The sequence below is a fragment of the Staphylococcus sp. HMSC069E10 genome (assembly GCF_001809205.1).
Classification (GTDB): Bacteria; Bacillota; Bacilli; order Staphylococcales; family Staphylococcaceae; genus Staphylococcus; species Staphylococcus hominis.
In genome coordinates this window covers 91423-113187 of the sequence record NZ_KV796477.1, presented here as the reverse complement: position 1 = coordinate 113187, position 21765 = coordinate 91423, and the positions used below count along the sequence as shown (strand labels likewise).

The following is a 21765-nucleotide window of genomic DNA, read 5'->3' as shown; positions in this document are numbered from 1 at the left end:
TTATTCCTCCTCATTTTTTAGAGATTTAAATGTTTGTTTAGCATGCTGACTTAATAAATGTTTAGGATCAATTTGAATTGCTTTATCAAAATACTGAATTGCTTCATCAGCATCCTCAGTTTCCATATACGTTGCCAGACCTAAATTATATAATGCATCTACGTGATTAGGATTAATAGATAAAACATAGTTTAATTGCTTAATGGCTTCTTGAAACATTTCTAAATGACATAAGGTTAAACCATATTGAAATTGAACTTCTGTGTCCAAAGTTTGATCTAATTCAGCAGCAGTCATAAAAAACGGTAATGCTTCTCTTTGCGCATCTAGTTGGCTAAAAGACATACCAATCATATAATTAGTATCAATGGGATTCATATTATACTTTAAAGCTCGTTGATAAAGTTTTATTGCTTCTTGAAAACGAGATTGTTCATAATATAGATTAGCTAAATTATAGTAAACAGCACCATTTTTGTCATCTAATGTTATTGCTTTTTGGAAGAATCTTTCTGCTTTCTCAATCTCACCAACATCAGCTAAAATAATACCAGCATTAATATAATTTTCAATAATGTTAGGATTCTCTTCAATGTTATTAAATAATGCTTTAATGGCTTCTTCATAATTACCATTATTCATCCACTGATATATTGTTTCTTGTTCAATCATTTCCATGTCTCCATTTCTAACATAAATTTGCAATTAAAAAGAAACCGCTAATTCTCATTTACAATGAGTTAACGGTTTACTAAAAATTAAACAACATAGCTAAGTTGACCTGTTGTTTTATATACATCGTCTATAGTAGCGCCACCTAAACAAACTTCTCCATTATAGAATACCACTGCTTGGCCTGGTGTAATAGCTCGAACAGGTTCGTCGAAAGTAACTCGAATAGATTGTTCATCTTCTTTTTGAACAAATACTTTAGTGTCTTTTTGACGATATCTAAATTTAGCAGTACATTCAAATCCATTTTCTAAATCAACTGGATTAACAAATGATGCGTCGGAAGCAATTAAATAATCACTATATAATGCATCATGATGGAAGCCTTGCTCGACATATAAAATATTATCTTCAAGATTTTTACCAACAACAAACCATGGATCTCCATCTCCACCAATACCTAGTCCATGACGTTGGCCAATAGTATAATACATTAAACCACTGTGTATGCCCATTTTTTTACCATTGAGTGTTCTCATTTCACCAGATTGTGCCGGTAAATATTGAGAAAGGAATGATTTAAAATTACGTTCCCCAATAAAGCAAATACCTGTAGAATCTTTTTTCTTAGCTGTTGCTAAGTCTTGTTCTTCAGCGATTTTACGAACTTCTTTTTTTTCTATGTCTCCAATTGGAAACATGACTTTAGATAATTGTTCTTGAGATAATTGATTTAAAAAGTATGTTTGATCCTTATTATCATCTACCCCACGTAACATTTCTACGCGACCATCTTCATGTCGATGGATTCGTGCATAATGACCAGTAGCCACATAATCGGCTCCTAATTTTAATGCATGTTCTAAAAATGCTTTAAATTTAATTTCTTTATTACACATGACGTCTGGGTTAGGGGTACGACCTTTTTTATATTCATCTAAGAAATATGTGAATACTTTATCCCAATATTCTTTTTCAAAATTCACAGCATAATATGGTATACCAATTTGATTACATACAGCTATGACATCATTATAATCTTCTGTAGCTGTACATACACCATTTTCATCTGTGTCGTCCCAGTTTTTCATGAAGATACCAATGACATCATATCCTTGTTCCTTTAAAAGATATGCTGTGACTGAACTATCTACACCTCCAGACATACCAACTACAACACGTATATCTTTATTTGACAAGTTCTATTCCTCCTTAAATTTATGATATATTTTATGAATTTCAGCAACAATATATTTTATATCTTGTTCGGTTGTGAGTTCATTAAAACTAAATCTAACTGAATGTTTTGCACGATCTTCATCTTCATACATAGCAGCAAGTACATGTGACGGAGTTGTTGAACCAGCTGTACATGCAGAACCAGACGAAACATAAATATTTGCTAAATCCAATAAAGTTAACATTGTTTCTACATCTATAAATGGAAAATATAAATTAAGTATATGGCCAGTCGTTTCTACCATTGAACCATTGACTTCAAATGGAATTGCACGTTCTTGCAAACTTACTAAAAATAGTTCTTTTAATTGCATTAAATGAATATTATTTTGATCTCGATTTTTAGTAGCTATTTCTAGAGCTTTTGTCATTCCAACTATTTGTGGAACACTTTCCGTTCCAGCACGGCGTTTAGTTTCTTGTTCCCCGCCTAATTGAGAATACTCGATTGGTGTATTGTTTTTTACTAATAAAATACCTACACCTTTAGGTCCACCAAATTTATGAGCAGTAATACTCATGGTATCAATATTAAACTCACTAAATTTAATATCTAAATGGCTAATTGCTTGGACTGCATCCACATGTAATAGAGCATTTGAATTAGAAACAATGTTTTCGATATCGTAAATAGGTTCTACTGTGCCCACTTCATTATTGACAAACATAATAGATACTAAGATAGTATCATCTGTTAAGGCTTCTTCCAATTGATCCAAATCAACTTTACCTGTATCATCTACATCTAAATATGTGACTTCATATCCTTCTTTTTCTAGTTGCTCGAATACGTGTAATACAGAATGATGTTCAATTTTTGTAGTAATAATATGATTACCTAAATGCTCATTAGCATAGACTAAACCTTTAATAGCAGTATTATTTGATTCTGTAGCACCACTAGTAAAAATGACTTCGCTTGGTTTAGCACCTAGTAATTGAGCTACATTTCTTCTAGATTCATCTAAATAACGTCTAGCATCTCTACCTACTGTATGAATAGAAGATGGATTGCCGTAGTGCGATTGATATATATCCATCATTGCTTCTATAACTTCTGGTTTGACTGGTGTAGTTGCAGCATAATCTGCATATACTTCCATTATTAAGTACACTCCTCACAATATTATCAATGTTCCTATAATAGCACCTCATTCTAAAATTTTCTACCTTCTTGTTTATGAATTAATATATTAACTATTTTTCTTTCAATAATTATTTTAAGTATGAGCAATTTAATAACTGTAATCGTTTTAAGTTGTTAAACTATTAGATAATAAAGATAAAAAGGAGAAATAGTCTATGTCTGATATAAAATTTTCTGCATTAAATTTAGTTCCTATACGAGAAGGTCAAACTGATAAAGATGCAATTAATGATATGGTGACTTTAGCTCAGAAATTAGATGAATTAGATTATGAGCGTTATTGGATTGCAGAACATCATAATGCACCTAATTTAGTAAGCTCAGCTACATCATTGTTAATACAACATACGCTTGAACATACTCATAATATTAAAGTTGGTTCAGGTGGCATCATGCTTCCAAACCATGCACCTTTAGTTGTTGCTGAGCAATTTGGTACCTTAGAAACCATTTATCCCAATCGTGTAGATTTAGGATTAGGTAGAGCACCTGGTACTGATATGATGACAGCAAGTGCATTGAGACGAGATCAACATAATGGTGTGTATGCTTTCCCTGAAGAAGTAGAACAATTACAAACTTATTTTGGTCCAGGAAATAAACAAGCTTATGTAAGGGCTTATCCTGCAGTAGATAAAAATGTACCGTTGTATATACTCGGATCATCAACTGACTCTGCACATTTAGCAGCTAGAAAAGGTCTACCCTATGTTTTTGCAGGTCATTTTGCACCACAGCAAATGAAAGAAGCAATTGAAATTTATCACGACTTATTTGAACCATCTGAAGCATTAGATAAACCATATATGATTGTATGTTTAAATGCTATAGTGACAGAAACTGATAAAGAAGCAGAATATTTAGCTAGTTCTTTAGCACAAGTATTCATTAGTATTGCTCGAGGAAGAATGCAACCAGTTCAACCACCAACTGATGATTTAAAAGGTCTTTTAACACCTAGAGAGTATGAAATGGCAAAACAAAGATTTGATGATTCTCTTATTGGTTCTGAAGAAACAGTGAAAGCTAAATTAGAAGCATTTTTAGAGGAATATGGTGATATTGATGAAATAATGGTCGTAAGCTATATTTATGACCAAGATAGACAATTTGAATCATATGAGCGTTTTAAACGAGTCATTCAAAAATTAAATAAATAATATTGATTAAAACCTGTTGAATATAAATAAATTGTCAACAGGTTTTAAATTTTTCATAAAAAAAGAGTGATGATCAAAATCACCACTCACAATTTTAATTATTTATTGTCTTTTTTGTCGTCTTTACTGTCATTATTTCCGCCAGTATATTCATTAATTTTATCTTTTACTTTATTTACTTGTTCGTTATCGCTATTTTTAAATTTCTCTGCTGCATCTTTTGCTTTATCCATGAATCCCATGTTGAAATTCTCCTTTCGAATTTAAGCATTTAATTTTTAATAAATAATTTTTACTTATATTAATCCAATACCACAACAAAAAAGTTTTAAACATAATAAATTTAAATTTTTAAATGTAAAACATATAACCATCTAAATCGTTATCTGATTCTACAAAATCAGCTAAATATTTTAATGTTGTATTATCTAAAACTTCTCTAACAGCATCTCTCATTCGCAACCATAATTCTTTTTGTGCTGGTGGTTCAGAATCTATACTTTCTACAATAGTAATAGGTCCTTCTAATAAGCGAATAATATCGCCAGCTGAAATTTCTTCAGATGGGACTCTTAATTGATATCCACCCTTAGCGCCACGAATACTTCGAATTAATCCAGCATTTCTTAAAGGACCCACGAGTTGTTCTAAATATAAATCACTTAAATGATTTTCTTCAGCAATTGTTTTTAATGATACACACCCTTGCCCCTCTCTTTTTGCTAGGGAAATCATTAAAGTTAACCCATATCTCCCTTTCGTTGATATTTTCATAGTTTTACCTCACTTAATTCGAATAATATAGTCCCATTCTATCATTTTTCAGTTAATATAGTAATAGAAAGGTGTGAAAAAATTGAATACAGAACCTTTAGCTTCAAGAATGAGGCCTACAAATATAAATGAAATTATTTCACAACAACATCTAGTTGGTCCAAGAGGCATTATAAGACGTATGGTAGAAACTAAAAAATTATCTTCTATGATTTTTTATGGACCTCCTGGAATTGGAAAAACTAGTATTGCTAAAGCCATTGCTGGCAGTACTGAATATAAATTTAGACAATTAAATGCAGTAACGAATACAAAAAAAGATATGCAAATGATAGTTGAAGAAGCTAAAATGTCAGGACAAGTCATTTTATTATTAGATGAGATTCACCGCTTAGATAAAGCAAAACAGGATTTTTTATTACCACATTTAGAAAATGGTAAAATCATTTTAATTGGTGCTACAACTTCTAACCCTTATCATGCAATTAATCCAGCGATTCGCTCACGTGTACAAATTTTTGAATTATATCCACTTGATGAAAAGGATGTATATCAAGCATTAACTAGAGCATTAAATGATGATCAAAATGGTTTAAAATCGTATCAACCAAAAATTGATGAAGATGCACTAAAATATTTCTCTACTCAAAGTCATGGTGATGTAAGAAGCGCTTTAAATGCTTTGGAATTAGCAGTATTAAGTGCTAAAGTTTCCAATAATCAACGTCATGTTACTTTAGAAGATGCTAAAGATTGTTTACAAAAAGGTGCTTTTATCAGTGATAAAGATGGTGACATGCATTATGATGTCATGAGTGCATTTCAAAAGTCTATTCGTGGAAGTGACGTTAATGCTGCTTTACATTATTTGGCGAGACTAATCGAAGCAGGTGATCTTCCAACAATCGTACGACGTTTACTCGTCATTAGTTATGAAGATATTGGCTTAGCTTCTCCAAGTGCTGGTCAAAGAACACTAGCAGCTATTCAATCAGCTGAACGACTCGGATTGCCTGAAGCACGAATTCCTCTAAGTCAAGCAGTAATTGAATTATCACTATCTCCTAAGTCTAATTCAGCTATAAAAGCAATTGATAGTGCATTAAGTGATATCAGAAAAGGCAAAGTTGGTCAAATACCTAATCACCTACGTGATGGTCACTATCAAGGAGCAAAAGACTTAGGCCGATCTATCGGTTATAAATATCCTCATGATTATGAGAATGGTTATATTAAACAGCAATATTTACCTGACGCTTTAAAAAATAAAATATATTATGAACCAAAAACAACTTCTAAAAGTGAACAACAATTTAAAATAGTGTATGATAATTTAAATCATAAAAACTAATAAAACCTATGGAAAAGATGATAATACTTCATTCATCTCTTCCATAGGTTTTTTGTTAGTTATTACCTTTATCTTTAATTCTACGTAAAGGAATATCTTTTAAAATATCATTTACGACATAACTTGCACAAATTAAACCTACTGTGCTTGGTACAAATGCATTCGATGATGGAGGCATTTGACCTTTTCGATTTATTGCATTTGCATCTCCAACAGTTTTCTTAACATCTTCACGAATAACTATTGGACTCTCATCTGAAAAAACAACAGGAACACCTTTTTTTATTCCAAGTTTTTTCAACTTGTTACGAATAATTTTTGCCATTGGATCCATATATGTTTTTGAAATATCAGCAATTTTGAAACGTGTTGGATCTATTTTATTCGCAGCGCCCATACTTGAAATCAACTTGATTCCTCTATCTAAACATTCTTTCATTAAATGAACTTTGTATATAATCGTGTCACTTGCATCGATAAAATAATCAATATTGTAATTATTAAAAATATCTTCATATGTCTCTTCAGTATAAAACATGTGAAGAGATGTAACTTTACAATTTGGATTGATGAGTTTAATTCGTTCTTCCATTAATGTTACTTTACTTTGACCTATGGTAGTAGTTAATGCATGAATTTGACGGTTTACATTAGTGATATCTACGTCATCTTTATCAATAAGAATAATGTGACCAATGTTAGTTCTTGCTAAAGCTTCAGCAGCAAATGAACCAACTCCACCTACCCCTAAGACCGCTACTGTCTTGTCTTTTAGTAAATCTAGTCCTTCATGTCCATAGGCTAATTCATTTCTAGAAAATTGATGTTTCATAATTAACTCCTTTACTTAGCAAATATAAATACTATATTAACAGAAAAAAGCAAAAAAAAATACGTAAGGCCTAAAGCCTTACGTACCGATAGAGTCCGTAGTTGCCGTAGTTATAAAAAGCTTGATCATTCGGCCTGCTATATACAGGTGGGTGCCCTGTTTCTTGTTTTGCAAGTCCTCCAAATGAGGCGTGTGCGCTGCAAGAAAACCTATTGGGCTCCCTGATCAAAAAGTGTTAGGCCCAAATAAAAAGCAAACATACGAACAACACAGATGACTATCTTATAGACATATTTTATCATAAAGAGCTTATTAAATAAATCCTTAAATATTGTATGAGAATGTTTATTTTTAAAATATTTTTAAATATATAAGTTTACATAATATAATTATTGTTATTTAAAATTTAAGTTAGTGTATATAAAAATTGGAACAGAAACTCAATTCCCGTCCCAATTTAGCACTAAATTATTCTATTTTAAAAATGAAGATTAATGACGAATTCTTAATGATAATTCTTCTAATTGTTTATCTGATACTTCACTTGGTGCATCCGTTAATAAGCAAGTTGCAGAAGCAGTTTTAGGGAAAGCGATAGTATCACGTAAATTAGTTCTATTTGTGAGTAACATAACTAGTCTATCTAGACCTAAAGCGATGCCTCCATGTGGTGGTGCGCCGTATTTAAAGGCATCTAATAAGAAACCAAATTGCTCTCTAGCTTGTTCTTTAGTAAATCCTAAAACTTCAAACATTTTTTCTTGTAATTCTCCATCAGATATTCTGATTGATCCACCGCCTAATTCGTATCCATTTAATACAACGTCATAAGCATTTGCTTGAACTTTTTCAGGTTCAGAATCTAGTTTAGCAATATCTTCTTCTTTAGGTGATGTAAACGGATGATGCGCAGCAACATAACGTTTAGCATCTTCATCATATTCTAATAAAGGCCAATCTGTTACCCATAAGAAGTTTAATTTTGATTCATCAATTAATTTTAATTCTTTTGCAATTTTAATTCGAAGTGCACCTAAACTTTGTGCAACAACATTTGGCTTATCTGCAACAAACATTACTAAATCTCCAGGTTTAGCACCTGTTAATTCTTTTAATGTGTTAACATTCTCTTCTTCAAAGAATCTTGCTATCGGACCACTTAAGCCTTCATCTACAACTTTCACCCAAGCTAGACCCTTAGCACCATAGATATTTACAAATTCTGTTAATCCATCCATATCTTTACGTGTATAGTTATCTGCAGCACCTTCAGCAACGATTGCTTTAACTTCTCCGCCGTGTTCTACAGTATCTTTAAACACTTTGAAATCCATTTCTTTTCCTAATTGGGACACATCTTGCAATTCCATACCAAAACGTGTATCTGGTTTATCAGAACCATATCGTTTCATTGCTTCATCATATGTCATACGAGGGAATGGTGTTTGAATATCAATACCTTTTACATCTTTTACAACTTTAGAAAGCATTTCCTCGCCCATTTGAATAATATCTTCTTGATCAACAAAACTCATTTCGATATCTACTTGTGTGAATTCAGGTTGACGATCAGCACGTAAATCCTCATCACGGAAACATTTTACAATTTGATAGTATTTATCAAAACCACTAATCATCAATAATTGTTTAAATAACTGTGGTGATTGTGGTAAAGCGTAAAATTCGCCTTCATGTACACGCGATGGCACTAAATAGTCTCTCGCACCTTCTGGTGTAGATTTTGTTAATACGGGTGTTTCAATATCAAAGAAACCATTATTATCAAGATATTGACGAATTGATCGAGTCGTTTGATGTCTCATTTTAAATGTTTGAGCTAATTCTGGTCGTCTTAAATCTAAATAGCGATATTTAAGACGAATATTTTCATCAACACTTTGATTTTCTTCATTAATTGAAAATGGTGGTGTCGCTGATTTATTAATTATACGAATATTAGATACTTGAACTTCTACTTGACCTGTTTTAATTTTTGGATTAACTGTTTCTGGGTCTCTTTTAGTTACTGAACCTTCAACTTCAACTACATATTCTGATCTTACAGTTTCAGCAATAGATAGAGCTTCTTTTGAAAAATCTGGATTAAATACAATTTGTACAATTCCCTCTCTATCACGTAAATCAACAAAAATAAGGCCACCTAAATCGCGTCGGTTATGAACCCAACCTTTTAGTGTTACTTTCTGACCTAATAATTCTTCAGTTACTAAACCACAATATGTTGTTCTTTTACCCATTATTTATTCTCCTTTTCTTTATTAAAGAAACTAACTACTTCATCTAATTGAATTGTTTTTGTTTCACCTGTAGACATTTCTTTAACATCAATTTTATTATTGTCTAGCTCTTGGTCACCTATTACAATCGTATATTTAGCATTTAAACGATCAGCTTGCTTCATTTGTCCCTTAATTTTTCGATTTAAGTAATCTTTATCAGCTTTCACGCCATGTTTTCTTAAATCATTTAAAAGTTTCACGCTATATTGTTCTGCTTTTTCACCCATCGTTACGACAAATAAATCGAAATCTTCATCCACATTCAATTCTATGTCTTCTTCTTCAAGTGCAAGAAGTAATCGTTCAATACTAAGGGCAAAACCTATTCCTGTTTGCTTAGGACCATCTAACAACTCAAGAAGTCCATTATAACGACCTCCACCACATAGTGTAGTAATAGCACCGTCATAATTTGGATTATCCATCATGAGTTCAAATGCCGTATGAGTATAATAATCAAGTCCACGCACTAAATTAGGATCTTCAACATAATTGATACCTAGTTGATCTAAATGATGTTTAACCGCTTCATAATATGCCTTTGATTCATCATTTAAGTAATCTGTAATTCTTGGAGCATGTTTAACTGCTTCTTTGTCTCTATCAACCTTACAATCTAAGATTCTCATTGGATTTGTATGCAAACGTGATTGACAATCATTACAAAATGTATCAATGACAGGTTCAAAATGCTTAATTAATGCTTCGTTATATTCTTTACGAGATGCTTGATCTCCTATACTATTAATCACTAGCTTTAAATGTTTTAAACCAAATGATTCATATATATGCATTACCATTGCTAATACTTCTGCATCAATACTTGGATTTTCTGCTCCTATTGCTTCTACACCAAATTGATTAAATTGTCGATAACGTCCTTTTTGTTTTCGTTCGTATCTAAACATTGGTCCGTTATAGTAAAGCTTAATAGGTTGATTAGGTTCACCTTGCATTTTATTTTCAATATATGATCGCACGACTGCTGCAGTTCCTTCAGGTCTTAATGTAATACTTCTATCGCCTTTGTCTTTAAACGTATACATCTCTTTTTGAACGACATCAGTAGAATCTCCTACACCTCTTGCAAATAAGTCAGTACTTTCAAATATTGGTGTACGTATCTCTTTATAATTGTATAATTTCATTAATTCATCTAATTTATTTTCAATATATCGCCATTTTGCAGACTCTTGAGGTAAAATATCTTGCGTTCCTCTAGGAATCTTAATCATACAATCACTCCTTCTAAATTGTTGTTAACTATTAAATTTCTTTAATAAAAAAGTCCCTTATATAGCTTCATGCTATATAAGGGACGATATGCCGTGTTGCCACCCTAATTGAGAATAAAAATATTCTCCACTCATCACGTGTAACGTACGCAAACCGGCTTTATTTTATCAAAGCACCTTTTCTTGTGTTCAAAGATACCAATGTACTAGTGTAATCTTTCAGCCTAGGATTACTTCTCTTCACAATCAATATGATTGTTCACTATTTCATTAGTCTTTTCAAGAATACAAACGGTATTATTTATAAAGTTCACTGATTATGATACCGATTTTAGGAAAAGTTTGCAAGTATTATGAAGCAAAATATTGTTTTAATCCATCTACAACCGCTTCTTCTACAACCTGTCTATGTAATTGATTTCTAATCATTTTTTCATCGGTAGGATTACTTATATAGCCCAATTCAAGTAACACAGCTGGTTTATTCGTTTGTCTTAAAACTTGATAATTTTGTTGACGCACACCACGATTAGAAAGTAATGACTTTTTTTGAATATTCGCATTTAATACTTCTGCTAATGTTTCTTGACTATTTTGATACCAATATACAGTAGCGCCATTAGCATTATGACTATCTAATGAATCATTATGAATACTTATAAATACATCACCTGTCGCTTTTCTATTATCTAAGCTTACATAACTATCATCTGTTCTCGTCAATTTAACATGCGCTCCTGCTTTTTCTAATGCACGTTTTAATTCAAGTGCTGTTTTCAAAGTATAGTTTTTTTCGAGAGATTTAAGAGCCGTGGAACTTGAGGCTCCCTGATCACTCCCTCCATGACCAGGATCAAGCACCACAGTTTTATTCTTAAAAGGATTTTCCTGTTTACTGACATCAGCTTTAATATTCAAACTCGTATGCCAACCAGCAACCCATCCTTTTTCATCTCCTTTAGCATTTTGGACTTCAATCCATTTTCCTGACGTCTTTAATTTTTTAAAACTATCTCCTTTTTCAACTTTATATATCACCGGATATCCTGCATTAGGTCCTGTTCTTATTTCAGCATCTTCTGTTATTGTTAGTCTATTACTATCTTGATCATTATGATTCATAAACAAAAATAATAATATTATAAAAAGAATAAATAATAACACTACTACTAACGTCAACATATTTTTTAGATCATGTTTGGTTAACCATGTATCTAATTTATTCATATTACTTTGCCATCCTGACTTTCATATATAATCGTTACGGGACCATCATTAATAATTTCTACTTCCATATCTGTCCCAAATTCACCAGTTTGAACATCAATATCATACTTTTGAAGTTCAGAGTTAAACTTATCGTATAATATTTTGGCATCTTCAGGTCGCATGGATTGTGAGAAACCTGGTCTATTACCTTTTTTAACTTCTGCATAAAGTGTAAATTGAGAAATAGATAAAATCGCACCATTAATTTGTTGAATATTTAAATTTAATTTTCCGTTATCATCTTCAAACAAACGTGCATTAACAATTTTCTTCGCTAATACTTCTATATCAGATTCCGTCGAATTTTTCCCAACACCTACTAATAAACAATAACCTTTTTCAATTTGGTTATGAATAGATTTATTAGTGACAGATGCTCGTTTTACTCTTTGTACAACTATTTTCATATCTTAGCACCTCTTTTAATTCCATACTCTAGAAACTGTATAAATATCACTCAATTGTTTAAGTTTTTCAACTACACGAAATACATCATTTACATTTTTAACCATAACGCTAATTGTAATAATTGCATTTTTGTCAATATCAGATCGTGCATTCATTTTAATAATACTTCCTACGGTTGAATTTACGGCTTGAATCACTTCATTGAGTAACCCATTTCGATCATATGCATTGACTTCTAAATCTACTTGATAACGTTGTGTTGAATCTTTTGATTTAACCCATTCGACATTAATTAATCTCTCGTTTTCATTTTTAATATTTGGGCAATCTGATCTATGAACTTTAATACCATGTCCTTTAGTGATATATCCAACAATATCATCACCAGGAATTGGATTACAACATTTAGATAATTTGATTAAAACATTCTCTAATCCTTCGACATAAACCCCACTATCAGTAATGATATCTTCTTTAATTGGTGACGTTTTAATGACTTCTTGTGCTTCATTTAATGCTTTTTGTTTATCTTGTATACGCTGTCTTTCCGTTAATTTATTCACTACTTGTAAAGCAGTAACACCACCAAAACCTACTGCAGCATATAAATCGTCATCATTGGCAAAATGATATTTTTCGTTAACGACTTCAATATTTTTTTCTGTTAGAATCTCATCAACTCGATAACCTTGTTCTTTAATTTCCGCTTCTACCATAAATTTACCTTTTTCTATATTAGAAGAACGATCTTGCTTTTTAAAGAAACTTTTTATCTTACTTTTTGCTCCAGATGATTTAACAATTTTCAACCAATCTCTACTTGGACCGTATGAATGTTTACTTGTGCGAATTTCAATAATATCGCCTGTCTTAAGCATATAATCAATAGGCACAATTTTACCATTGACTTTTGCGCCAATCATTTTATTACCCACTTCGCTATGGATGGCATAAGCAAAATCAATAGGGACTGCGCCATAAGGTAATTCAATCACATCACTTGCAGGCGTAAACGCATATACTTTATCACTTTGTAAATCATATTTAAGTGATTCCATAAATTCTTGTGCATCTGAAGATGTATGGTCAGTTTCTGCAAGTTCTTTTAACCAGTTAAGTTTATTTTGGAAATCTTGTGTTTTAGAATTTATTGTTTTACCTTCTTTATATGCCCAATGCGCTGCCACCCCATGCTCAGCAATTTCGTGCATTTCAAATGTTCGAATTTGAATCTCTAAAGGATCACCATTAGGTCCAACAACAGTAGTGTGTAATGATTGATACATATTTTGCTTTGGCATAGCGATATAATCTTTAAAACGACCTGGCATCGGTTTCCATAATGTATGAACCAAGCCTAAAATAGCATAACAATCATTAATTGAATTCACAATCACTCGTATAGCTAATAAATCAAATATTTGATCAAATTGTTTTTTTTGTTTTACCATCTTACGATAAATACTGTAAATATGTTTAGGGCGACCGCTTATTTCACCTTGGATATTCATTTTATTCATTTCAGTTTGAATTTTATCCATAGCATTTTGAATATATGCTTCACGTTCACTACGTTTTTTCTTCATTAAATTAACAATTCTAAAATACTGTACACTATCAATATAACGTAATGCAATATCTTCCAATTCCCATTTAATGGTATTAATACCTAGACGATGTGCTAAAGGTGCATAGATTTCTAATGTTTCTTTTGAAATACGAATTTGTTTTTCTCTAGCCATTGCTTTTAGCGTTCTCATATTATGTAAGCGGTCAGCTAATTTAACTAATATGACACGAACATCCTTAGCTATCGCAATAAATAACTTTCTATGATTTTCAGCTTGTTGTTCCTCTTTAGAACGGTATTTAACTTTTTTTAACTTAGTTACACCATCTACAATTCGTGCAATTTCTTCATTAAACATATTCTTTACATCTTCAAATGTATATGGTGTATCCTCTATCACATCATGTAAAAAGCCAGCTACAATTGTTGGTCCATCTAAGCGCATTTCTGTTAATATACCTGCTACTTGAATTGGATGCATGATATAAGGTAGCCCATTTTTTCGAAACTGTCCTTGATGTGCTTCATAAGCAATATGATAACTTTTTAAAACATATTGATAATCATCTGCTGATAAATAGGATTTAGCTTTATTTAGTACTTCATCAGCACTATATGGATACTCGTTATTCAATATATGACACCCCGACTTTTTAATATTTCAAATACTCTACCGATAACCGAATCATTGAAAATCAAGAAATTTCTTTTCATTACTTAATTAATCCGAGTACCACTCCTATTAATTAAAGATGCGTGAGTATTAATGTAATTTTAACAAAAGTATTAAAATCTCTAAAAGATTAACTTTGGTTTAAATAATAGTTATATAATACTACAAGTTTTTAAATAAATAAATGTGATTAGATTAATGATGATGCAACGATAATAAAAAAAGCGAGATAGTATTCAATCTGAATTCCTACACTCGCTTTAATATATATTAATCTAGTTACTAAATTAATGACTATTCATCGTAAGAAATTAAACTCATGACATCATAGTCTTTAATTTTTTCCATACCATTTAAATATTTTAATTCAATAATAAAAGCTATTCCAACAACAATACCACCTAATTCTTCTACTAATTTAATAGCCGCTTCGATTGTTCCACCTGTCGCTAATAAATCATCAGTGATTAAAACACGTTGTCCTGGTTTAATTGCATCTTTATGCATTGTTAAAACATTTGTCCCATATTCCAAGTCGTATTCATAGCGAATAACTTCACGTGGTAATTTTCCTTCTTTTCTTACAGGTGCAAATCCAATTCCCATTGAGTACGCAACTGGACAGCCAATAATAAATCCTCTTGCTTCAGGGCCTACTACAATATCAACGTTACGATCTTTTGCATACTTTACAATTTGATCAGTTGCATAACCGTATGCTTCACCATTGTCCATAATAGTTGTAATATCTTTGAAACTAACACCTGGTTTAGGCCAGTCTTGTACTTCAGATACGTATTGCTTTAAATCCATTTAAAAATTTCCTCCTATGCGTTACGCTTTTTGAGCTTTAATCCAATTCTTAAGATGTGAAAAGTCATCATAAAGCATTAATTTTTCAACTTCAATTCTTGACTGTCTCGATTTATAAACTTGACTCGACTCAATAGATTGTTTACTTGGATTATCATTTATTTTAATTATACCATTTTCTTCGTAAATAAAACTTAGGTCAAGAAATACTTTTAAAATAAACTTTAAAGTATTTGGCTTAATATTTAAGTATTGACATAATTGTAACCCTTCTTTTTCTAAGTTCATTTCTTTCTTAGTAAATAGTGCCTTATAACTTTGTTTAAATAGATGACCACTCGGTAACCCCTCAAAATAAATTGAATGTTGATGGTGTAATACTAAATAGAGTTGTGAGTATTCTAAATGTTTTAGAGATTGTGTAACACTATCTAAATCAGTTGGTAAATCACGAAACACAATCGTATTATATGATGAATCAATTATTTCACCATAGTGGAAATAATTCTCACCTAGCTTCTCTTTTTTAGAATGAATGACAAAAGCAACATTATTAGATGACGTATCAATATTAAGTTGTTTACGTTTACTTCTATAATCTAATATTTGCTCATTTTGAGTCGCTAAATCTTGTATAATCATTTGAGGTGTCTGATTGCCATTCCACTCATTTATTTGTAAATGTCCTATGATATTGACAGGTTGGCCTAATTCTATTTGTGTCATTAAATCATCATTTTTCCAAAATAAATGTTGTAATTTAGCTTGACCAGTTACTAATTTTAAATGATTTTTATCTTTTCCAATCGCTTTAACGTCATTAACTTCTGTATCATCCAATTCAAATAAAGGTTTTTCAAAATCAGTACCAAACGGTTTCAGTATTTTAATATCATGAATATTTGATACAGTAATTTCATCTTCTGAAAGTTTAGTCGTAATATGTTTTGTTGGTTCTAAAGAAGTATGTTTAGAAAGCTGAACCATCCATTCATTTAATCCTTTTGATAATGCATCAATATTATCAATCTCCATCGTCATTCCAGCTGCCATATGATGACCACCAAATTTAGATATCAAGTCTTGATGTGCACTTAAAATTTCGAACATAGACACTTGTTCAATACTTCTAGCTGAACCTTTTGCATGACGTTGTTCTAAATCTATATTTAAAATAAGAGTGGGTAAAGCATAAGTTTCTACAATTTTTGAAGCCACAATACCTAATACTCCCTCATGCCATCCTTCTTTAGCTAAAAGTAAAAATTTGTCGCCATTTTCAACTTTTTCATTAGCCATCAATAGTGCTTCTTCTGTTATTTGAGCTACAATATCTTTACGTTCAATGTTAAAAGCTTCTACTTGTTCAGCTAAAAAATTCGCCTCTTCAGAATCTTCTGCCATCAGCAATTCCGCTGCTAATGACGCATCTTCTAATCTACCTACCGCATTTAAACGAGGTCCAATAATGAAACCAATTGTTTCTTCATCTATTTCATCATTAAATCCTGCTTGATTTAATAATGATTGAATTTGAAATGGACAAGATTGATTTAAATATTTAAGACCTTCTTGAACAATCGTTCTGTTTTCATCAGTCAGTGACACTAAATCTGCAATCGTCCCAATAGTTGCAAGCGCTATGAAATATTCTGGAGGATGATCTATTAAACATTGCGATAATTTATATGCGACACCAGCTCCACATAAATATTTAAATGGATATTCAAATTCTGGATGCATAGGATGAATAATGGCATATGCTTTTGGTAATGTACGGCCTATTTCATGATGGTCTGTAACAATTACATCGACTCCCAATGCTTGTACCATTTCAATTTCTTCATGACCTTGTATTCCATTATCAACTGTAATAATAAGAGATACGCCTTCATCGTAAGCATTTTGAAAGGCATATTTATTTGGACCATAACCTTCACTAAATCGATTAGGAATATACCAACCGACTTCAGCGCCCAATTTTTGCAGTGTTTGAACTAATATCGTTGTAGATGTTACTCCATCAGCATCATAGTCTCCATATACTAATATTCTTTCATGTTTATCAATCGCTAAATTAATTCGATCAACAGCTTTTCGCATATCACTCATTAGCCATGAATCATGCTTTTTATTTGTACCATTAATTAATGTATTTATCTCATCATACTGTGTAATCGATTTACTTTCTAAAATCTTTCTTACAATAGGAGATAAATTAAATTCCTTAATAATCTCAGACGATATATCTTGTTTAGGTGCTTCATAAAGCCATTTATATTTAGATTGAATCATAAAGTTATCCTTCCTTTTTCCACAAGCAATTATACCTAAAAAAAGAATAAATAAAAAGAGGAAGAAACACTGAATTCAATTAGAATTCTTTTGTTTCTTCCACTAATTTTATATCATGTATTTAATTATACTAAGATTTTTTCATCATTTGATTTTTTCTCTTTATAAACTACAAGCTTACCGTTCTCAGATTTTTTCAACTGATGTTTCTTCATGATGCCCCATAGTGGAACTGCAATAAAGATAGAAGAGAATACACCAGATAATAATCCAATAAGTAATGCTAATGAGAAGTTAAACAGACTTGATGCACCAAAGATAAGTATGGCGATAACTACTACAACGACTGTAAGAACTGTATTAATAGAACGAGTCATTGTTTGTCTAATAGATCGGTTAACAATATCATCAATTTGATGAGGGTCTGTTATGACTTTGATTTTATGAAGATTTTCTCTTACACGGTCGAAAGTAACAATTGTATCATTTATTGAATAACCTACAATCGTTAAGATTGCAGCGATAAACGTAATATCTACTTCAAGTCTTAATAAACTGAATAAAGCAACGATAATAAATACATCATGAAGTAATGCTAAGACAGCAGAAAGCCCCATTCTCCATTCGAATCTTAATGAAACATAGATAATAATACCAATAGCTGCATAAATTAATGCTTTCATTGCATTTTTAGCTAACTCTTGACCAATCATTGGAGAAACTGTGTTCACTGTCGGTTTATGACCATATTGATCATTAATAACTTTATTAAGTTTCAAAGTTTCATCTTTAGATAAATCATTTTTAAATTGAACTGTTGCTTGTTTATTATCATTACCATTAATTTGAATTTGATCAGGTGTCAAACCAACATCTTTTATCGTACGTTCAACTTTAGTTTGAGATAACTTCGTATCAGAATCAAGATCTACTCTTGTACCAGATGAGAAATCAATACCTAAGTTAAGTTTAAATATACTTAGAATAATTATACCAATTACTAAAATTAAAATACTTACTCCAATTAATGGTTTTGCTAATTTAACAAAATTCCATTTTTCAAAAGCTGTTTTTAAATCATGAACATCTACACCTTCATTGATATCATGGCGATTATTTTTATTTACACCAAACATCCAATATTTCTTCTTAAAGTAATTAGAAGAAACTAAAAGTGATAATAGTCCTCTTGATAAGAAGACAGCTGTGATGAATATCATTAAAATACCTAATAATAACATCGTAGCAAATCCTTTAACTGAACTTTGACCAAAGAAGAATAACACTGCTGCTGCTATAACAGTTGTTAAGTTTGAATCAAAAATCGTCAAGAAAGAACTTTTATTTGCTTTAGAATAAGCCTGTTTAAGCGTTCGTCCTACTCTCAGTTCATCTTTAATCCGTTCATACATGATAATATTTGCATCTACAGCCATACCTACACCTAATACTAAGGCAGCTAAACCTGGTAATGTAAGTACACCTGAAATAAAGTTAAATGCTACTAATGTTAAATAAACATATACTGTTAAAGCAATCACTGCCACAATACCTGGTAATCTGTAAAAACCTACCATAAATAAATAGATAATTGCAACACCAATCATTGATGCAAAAATTGTTTTATCTAATGCATCTTGACCAAATTGTGCACCTACAGAATTAGAATAAACTTCTTTTAAATCAACCGGTAATGAACCTGCATTTAACAATTCTGCAATTTGCTTAGCACGTTCTACGCCTTGTTGACCCTGGAAGCCACCTGAAATTTCTACACTGTCTGAATTAATAGGTTGATCCACCGAAGCGGCTGAAACGTATTTTCGTTTATCTTCAGGTTTGTCCAACTCTTTATGATAGCTATCACCTTTTTTATAATCTAACCACACTACCATCATATTTTCTTGTTTTTTAGAAATTTCTTCTGTAACTTTTTTAAATTTCGCGCGGTCTTTTAATTTAAAAGTGACTGCAGGTTCGTTTGTACCTTGTTTAAATTCTTGTTTTGCAGAACCTTGTACAATATCTTTACCTGTTAATTTAACATGATCATTAGCATCACGTATAGTCAGATTTGCTTGTGAAGACAAAATTTTTCGAGCTTCATCAGGATTTTTTACCCCTGCGAGCTGTACCCTAATTCTATCAGGGTCTTCAACTTGAATATGAGGCTCAGATACGCCTAATACATTAACACGATTTTCTAAAGTTTGAGCAGTAGATTGTAAAGCCTTATCATCGATTTTACCATCACCGCCAAGTGGTTTAACTTGATATAATACTTCGAAACCACCTTGTAAATCCAAGCCTAGATTTACATTCTTAACTACATTCTTATATGTAAAGCCCATACCTACAAACAGTAGCGCTACAATGAGTATGAATGCAATTATTCTACTTGTTTTTTTCACATGAACACCTCATTATTTACTTATGTAATTAGAATAATCTTTTAATAAACCATGTGCAAGTGAATTAAAGATTACATCTATGTGACAAGACTTATCTATCTTAACATAACCTCTTTATTAGTGTAATAAAGATAGGTAGTTAAAAAAAAACATTCCACGACAATTTGTTGTCTGGAATGTCTTGTTATTATAATTTATGATGGATCAACTTGTTTAATCGCAGGTTTTTCAAATGTCATTTCAGTACCATGACCATTTACTGTGATTACAACTGCTGTTTCATCCACAGCTTTAACTGTTCCTTTGATTCCACCAATAGTTGTAATTTTTTGACCTGCTTCGATACGACTAATCATTTCACGATGTTCTTTTGCACGTTTTTGTTGCGGTCTAATTAAAAAGAAATAAAATACTATAATTAAAATTATAGGCAAGATTAATGCTGAAACATTCATTATATTGTTCTCCTTATTAAAAGTTTTTAGGGTTCTCTACATTTAGCCCATATTGTTCGAAAAATTCTTCTTTAAAATCTAATAAACGATCTTCTCGAATGGCCTGTCTAATATCTTCCATTAATTTTAGCAGAAAATGTAAATTATGAATAGTAGTAAGACGGATACCAAACGTTTCCTCTGCTTTAATTAGATGTCTAATATATGCACGTGTATAATTCTTACAAGTATAGCAATCACAATTCGCATCTATAGGACTAAAATCATCTGCATATTTAGCATTTTTTATAACCAATCGCCCTTGAGATGTCATGCATGTTCCATTTCTAGCTATGCGTGTTGGCAACACACAATCAAACATATCCATACCGCGAATGCTACATTCTATTAATGCATCAGGTGATCCTACTCCCATTAAGTATCTTGGTTTGTCTTCTGGCATAAATTGAACCGTATGTTCAACCATATCGTACATCACTGGTTTTGGTTCACCTACAGATAAACCACCAATAGCATATCCAGGAAAATCCAATGATACAAGTTCTTTAGCACTTTGTTCTCTTAAGTCTTTGTACTCTCCACCTTGTATAATACCAAATAATGCTTGGTCCTCTGGACGTTGATGTGCTTCAAGACATCGTTTAGCCCATCTTGTTGTACGTTCAATTGAATCTTTTACGTATTTATATTCGGCAGGCATAGGCGGACACTCATCAAATGCCATCATAATATCTGAACCTAAGTCATTTTGAATTTGCATTGATTTTTCTGGACTTAAAAACAACTTAGAGCCATTTGTATGATGTCTAAATTCGACACCCTCTTCTGATATTTTTCTAAGATTACTCAAACTAAACACTTGGAAACCACCAGAATCTGTAAGAATAGGGCCATCCCAATTCATGAACTTATGTAAGCCCCCAGCTTGTTTGATAATATCATTTCCAGGTTGTAACCACAAATGATACGTATTTCCTAATATAATTCTAGCTTCAATTTGTCTTAACTCTTCTGGACTCATTGTTTTAACTGTTGCTTTCGTACCTACTGGCATAAACATGGGTGTTTCAAATGAGCCATGGGGTGTATGAACAATCCCTAAACGTGCACCTGATTGCTTACATGTTTTAATGTGCTCATAAGTTACTGCTGGCATAATCT

18 protein-coding genes and 1 other RNA gene are annotated in these 21765 nt (G+C 31.6%); 2 read left to right on the top strand and 17 right to left on the bottom strand.

The window, feature by feature from the left end; genetic code table 11:
* From HMPREF2561_RS04425 to HMPREF2561_RS04415, 3 genes are all read right to left on the bottom strand, one after another.
* Positions 1-672 carry a tetratricopeptide repeat protein gene (locus HMPREF2561_RS04425; protein ID WP_017176176.1) on the bottom strand — a complete coding sequence of 224 codons (672 nt, stop codon included), beginning with the start codon at positions 670-672 and terminating at the stop codon, positions 1-3.
* Positions 673-758: 86 nt separating this feature from the next.
* On the bottom strand, positions 759-1871 hold the full coding sequence (gene mnmA / locus HMPREF2561_RS04420) for a tRNA 2-thiouridine(34) synthase MnmA (RefSeq protein WP_054105783.1): 1113 nt from the start codon (positions 1869-1871) through the stop codon (positions 759-761).
* 3 nt (positions 1872-1874) lie between these two features.
* A complete protein-coding gene (locus HMPREF2561_RS04415; protein WP_017176174.1) occupies positions 1875-3014 on the bottom strand; it encodes a cysteine desulfurase family protein in 1140 nt (379 codons plus the stop codon).
* Between the two features lie 199 nt (positions 3015-3213).
* Here HMPREF2561_RS04415 and HMPREF2561_RS04410 point away from each other — a divergent pair, with 199 nt between their 5' ends.
* Positions 3214-4218, top strand: coding sequence for an LLM class flavin-dependent oxidoreductase (locus HMPREF2561_RS04410; RefSeq protein ID WP_019835424.1), 1005 nt, complete (start codon positions 3214-3216; stop codon positions 4216-4218).
* Positions 4219-4316: 98 nt separating this feature from the next.
* On the opposite strand, the gene HMPREF2561_RS10735 is transcribed toward HMPREF2561_RS04410, so the two are convergent.
* Together HMPREF2561_RS10735 and cymR are read right to left on the bottom strand one after the other, a co-directional pair.
* Positions 4317-4460: an SAS049 family protein gene (locus HMPREF2561_RS10735; RefSeq protein ID WP_017176172.1), complete on the bottom strand. Its 144-nt coding sequence runs from the start codon at positions 4458-4460 to the stop codon at positions 4317-4319.
* Positions 4461-4569: 109 nt separating this feature from the next.
* Positions 4570-4992, bottom strand: coding sequence for a cysteine metabolism transcriptional regulator CymR (gene cymR / locus HMPREF2561_RS04405; protein ID WP_002448977.1), 423 nt, complete (start codon positions 4990-4992; stop codon positions 4570-4572).
* A gap of 82 nt (positions 4993-5074) precedes the next feature.
* Between cymR and HMPREF2561_RS04400 the strand changes: the two genes are divergently transcribed.
* Positions 5075-6343, top strand: coding sequence for a replication-associated recombination protein A (locus HMPREF2561_RS04400; protein ID WP_017176171.1), 1269 nt, complete (start codon positions 5075-5077; stop codon positions 6341-6343).
* A gap of 55 nt (positions 6344-6398) precedes the next feature.
* On the opposite strand, the gene HMPREF2561_RS04395 is transcribed toward HMPREF2561_RS04400, so the two are convergent.
* From HMPREF2561_RS04395 to tgt, 12 genes are all read right to left on the bottom strand, one after another.
* The gene (locus HMPREF2561_RS04395) at positions 6399-7175 is read right to left on the bottom strand and encodes a tRNA threonylcarbamoyladenosine dehydratase (protein WP_049419712.1); all 777 of its coding nucleotides are present in this window, start codon (positions 7173-7175) and stop codon (positions 6399-6401) included.
* A gap of 88 nt (positions 7176-7263) precedes the next feature.
* Positions 7264-7454: non-coding RNA, 6S RNA (gene ssrS, locus HMPREF2561_RS04390), on the bottom strand.
* Between the two features lie 212 nt (positions 7455-7666).
* A complete protein-coding gene (gene aspS, locus HMPREF2561_RS04385) occupies positions 7667-9433 on the bottom strand; it encodes an aspartate--tRNA ligase (protein WP_017176170.1) in 1767 nt (588 codons plus the stop codon).
* Positions 9433-10710, bottom strand: a complete 1278-nt coding sequence (gene hisS / locus HMPREF2561_RS04380) for a histidine--tRNA ligase (RefSeq protein WP_019835425.1) — start codon at positions 10708-10710, stop codon at positions 9433-9435. Before hisS ends, aspS begins: the two co-directional genes overlap by 1 nt.
* A gap of 351 nt (positions 10711-11061) precedes the next feature.
* Positions 11062-11937, bottom strand: coding sequence for an N-acetylmuramoyl-L-alanine amidase family protein (locus HMPREF2561_RS04375; protein WP_017176168.1), 876 nt, complete (start codon positions 11935-11937; stop codon positions 11062-11064).
* Positions 11934-12386 carry a D-aminoacyl-tRNA deacylase gene (dtd, locus tag HMPREF2561_RS04370; protein WP_049420490.1) on the bottom strand — a complete coding sequence of 151 codons (453 nt, stop codon included), beginning with the start codon at positions 12384-12386 and terminating at the stop codon, positions 11934-11936. Before dtd ends, HMPREF2561_RS04375 begins: the two co-directional genes overlap by 4 nt.
* 15 nt (positions 12387-12401) lie before the next feature.
* On the bottom strand, positions 12402-14591 hold the full coding sequence (locus tag HMPREF2561_RS04365; protein WP_017176166.1) for a RelA/SpoT family protein: 2190 nt from the start codon (positions 14589-14591) through the stop codon (positions 12402-12404).
* 333 nt (positions 14592-14924) lie between these two features.
* Positions 14925-15443: an adenine phosphoribosyltransferase gene (locus HMPREF2561_RS04360; RefSeq protein WP_019835427.1), complete on the bottom strand. Its 519-nt coding sequence runs from the start codon at positions 15441-15443 to the stop codon at positions 14925-14927.
* Positions 15444-15464: 21 nt separating this feature from the next.
* A complete protein-coding gene (recJ, locus tag HMPREF2561_RS04355; protein ID WP_070468401.1) occupies positions 15465-17738 on the bottom strand; it encodes a single-stranded-DNA-specific exonuclease RecJ in 2274 nt (757 codons plus the stop codon).
* Positions 17739-17863: 125 nt separating this feature from the next.
* The gene (secDF, locus tag HMPREF2561_RS04350) at positions 17864-20149 is read right to left on the bottom strand and encodes a protein translocase subunit SecDF (RefSeq protein WP_070468399.1); all 2286 of its coding nucleotides are present in this window, start codon (positions 20147-20149) and stop codon (positions 17864-17866) included.
* Between the two features lie 194 nt (positions 20150-20343).
* Positions 20344-20604, bottom strand: coding sequence for a preprotein translocase subunit YajC (gene yajC / locus HMPREF2561_RS04345; protein ID WP_002448938.1), 261 nt, complete (start codon positions 20602-20604; stop codon positions 20344-20346).
* 16 nt (positions 20605-20620) lie between these two features.
* Positions 20621-21760: a tRNA guanosine(34) transglycosylase Tgt gene (gene tgt, locus HMPREF2561_RS04340; protein ID WP_017176162.1), complete on the bottom strand. Its 1140-nt coding sequence runs from the start codon at positions 21758-21760 to the stop codon at positions 20621-20623.
* Positions 21761-21765 lie beyond the last annotated feature (5 nt).

What these genes read in the sequence shown, in the direction of transcription:
- tgt (WP_017176162.1), bottom strand. Translation starts at nt 21,760, where the DNA reads ATGCCAGCAGTAACTTATGAGCACATTAAAACATGTAAGCAATCAGGT.
- HMPREF2561_RS04375 (WP_017176168.1), bottom strand. Translation starts at nt 11,937, where the DNA reads ATGAATAAATTAGATACATGGTTAACCAAACATGATCTAAAAAATATG.
- recJ (WP_070468401.1), bottom strand. Translation starts at nt 17,738, where the DNA reads ATGATTCAATCTAAATATAAATGGCTTTATGAAGCACCTAAACAAGAT.
- HMPREF2561_RS04410 (WP_019835424.1), top strand. Translation starts at nt 3,214, where the DNA reads ATGTCTGATATAAAATTTTCTGCATTAAATTTAGTTCCTATACGAGAA.
- cymR (WP_002448977.1), bottom strand. Translation starts at nt 4,992, where the DNA reads ATGAAAATATCAACGAAAGGGAGATATGGGTTAACTTTAATGATTTCC.
- HMPREF2561_RS04425 (WP_017176176.1), bottom strand. Translation starts at nt 672, where the DNA reads ATGATTGAACAAGAAACAATATATCAGTGGATGAATAATGGTAATTAT.
- HMPREF2561_RS04415 (WP_017176174.1), bottom strand. Translation starts at nt 3,014, where the DNA reads ATGGAAGTATATGCAGATTATGCTGCAACTACACCAGTCAAACCAGAA.
- HMPREF2561_RS04395 (WP_049419712.1), bottom strand. Translation starts at nt 7,175, where the DNA reads ATGAAACATCAATTTTCTAGAAATGAATTAGCCTATGGACATGAAGGA.
- HMPREF2561_RS10735 (WP_017176172.1), bottom strand. Translation starts at nt 4,460, where the DNA reads ATGGGATTCATGGATAAAGCAAAAGATGCAGCAGAGAAATTTAAAAAT.
- hisS (WP_019835425.1), bottom strand. Translation starts at nt 10,710, where the DNA reads ATGATTAAGATTCCTAGAGGAACGCAAGATATTTTACCTCAAGAGTCT.
- yajC (WP_002448938.1), bottom strand. Translation starts at nt 20,604, where the DNA reads ATGAATGTTTCAGCATTAATCTTGCCTATAATTTTAATTATAGTATTT.
- HMPREF2561_RS04360 (WP_019835427.1), bottom strand. Translation starts at nt 15,443, where the DNA reads ATGGATTTAAAGCAATACGTATCTGAAGTACAAGACTGGCCTAAACCA.
- aspS (WP_017176170.1), bottom strand. Translation starts at nt 9,433, where the DNA reads ATGGGTAAAAGAACAACATATTGTGGTTTAGTAACTGAAGAATTATTA.
- dtd (WP_049420490.1), bottom strand. Translation starts at nt 12,386, where the DNA reads ATGAAAATAGTTGTACAAAGAGTAAAACGAGCATCTGTCACTAATAAA.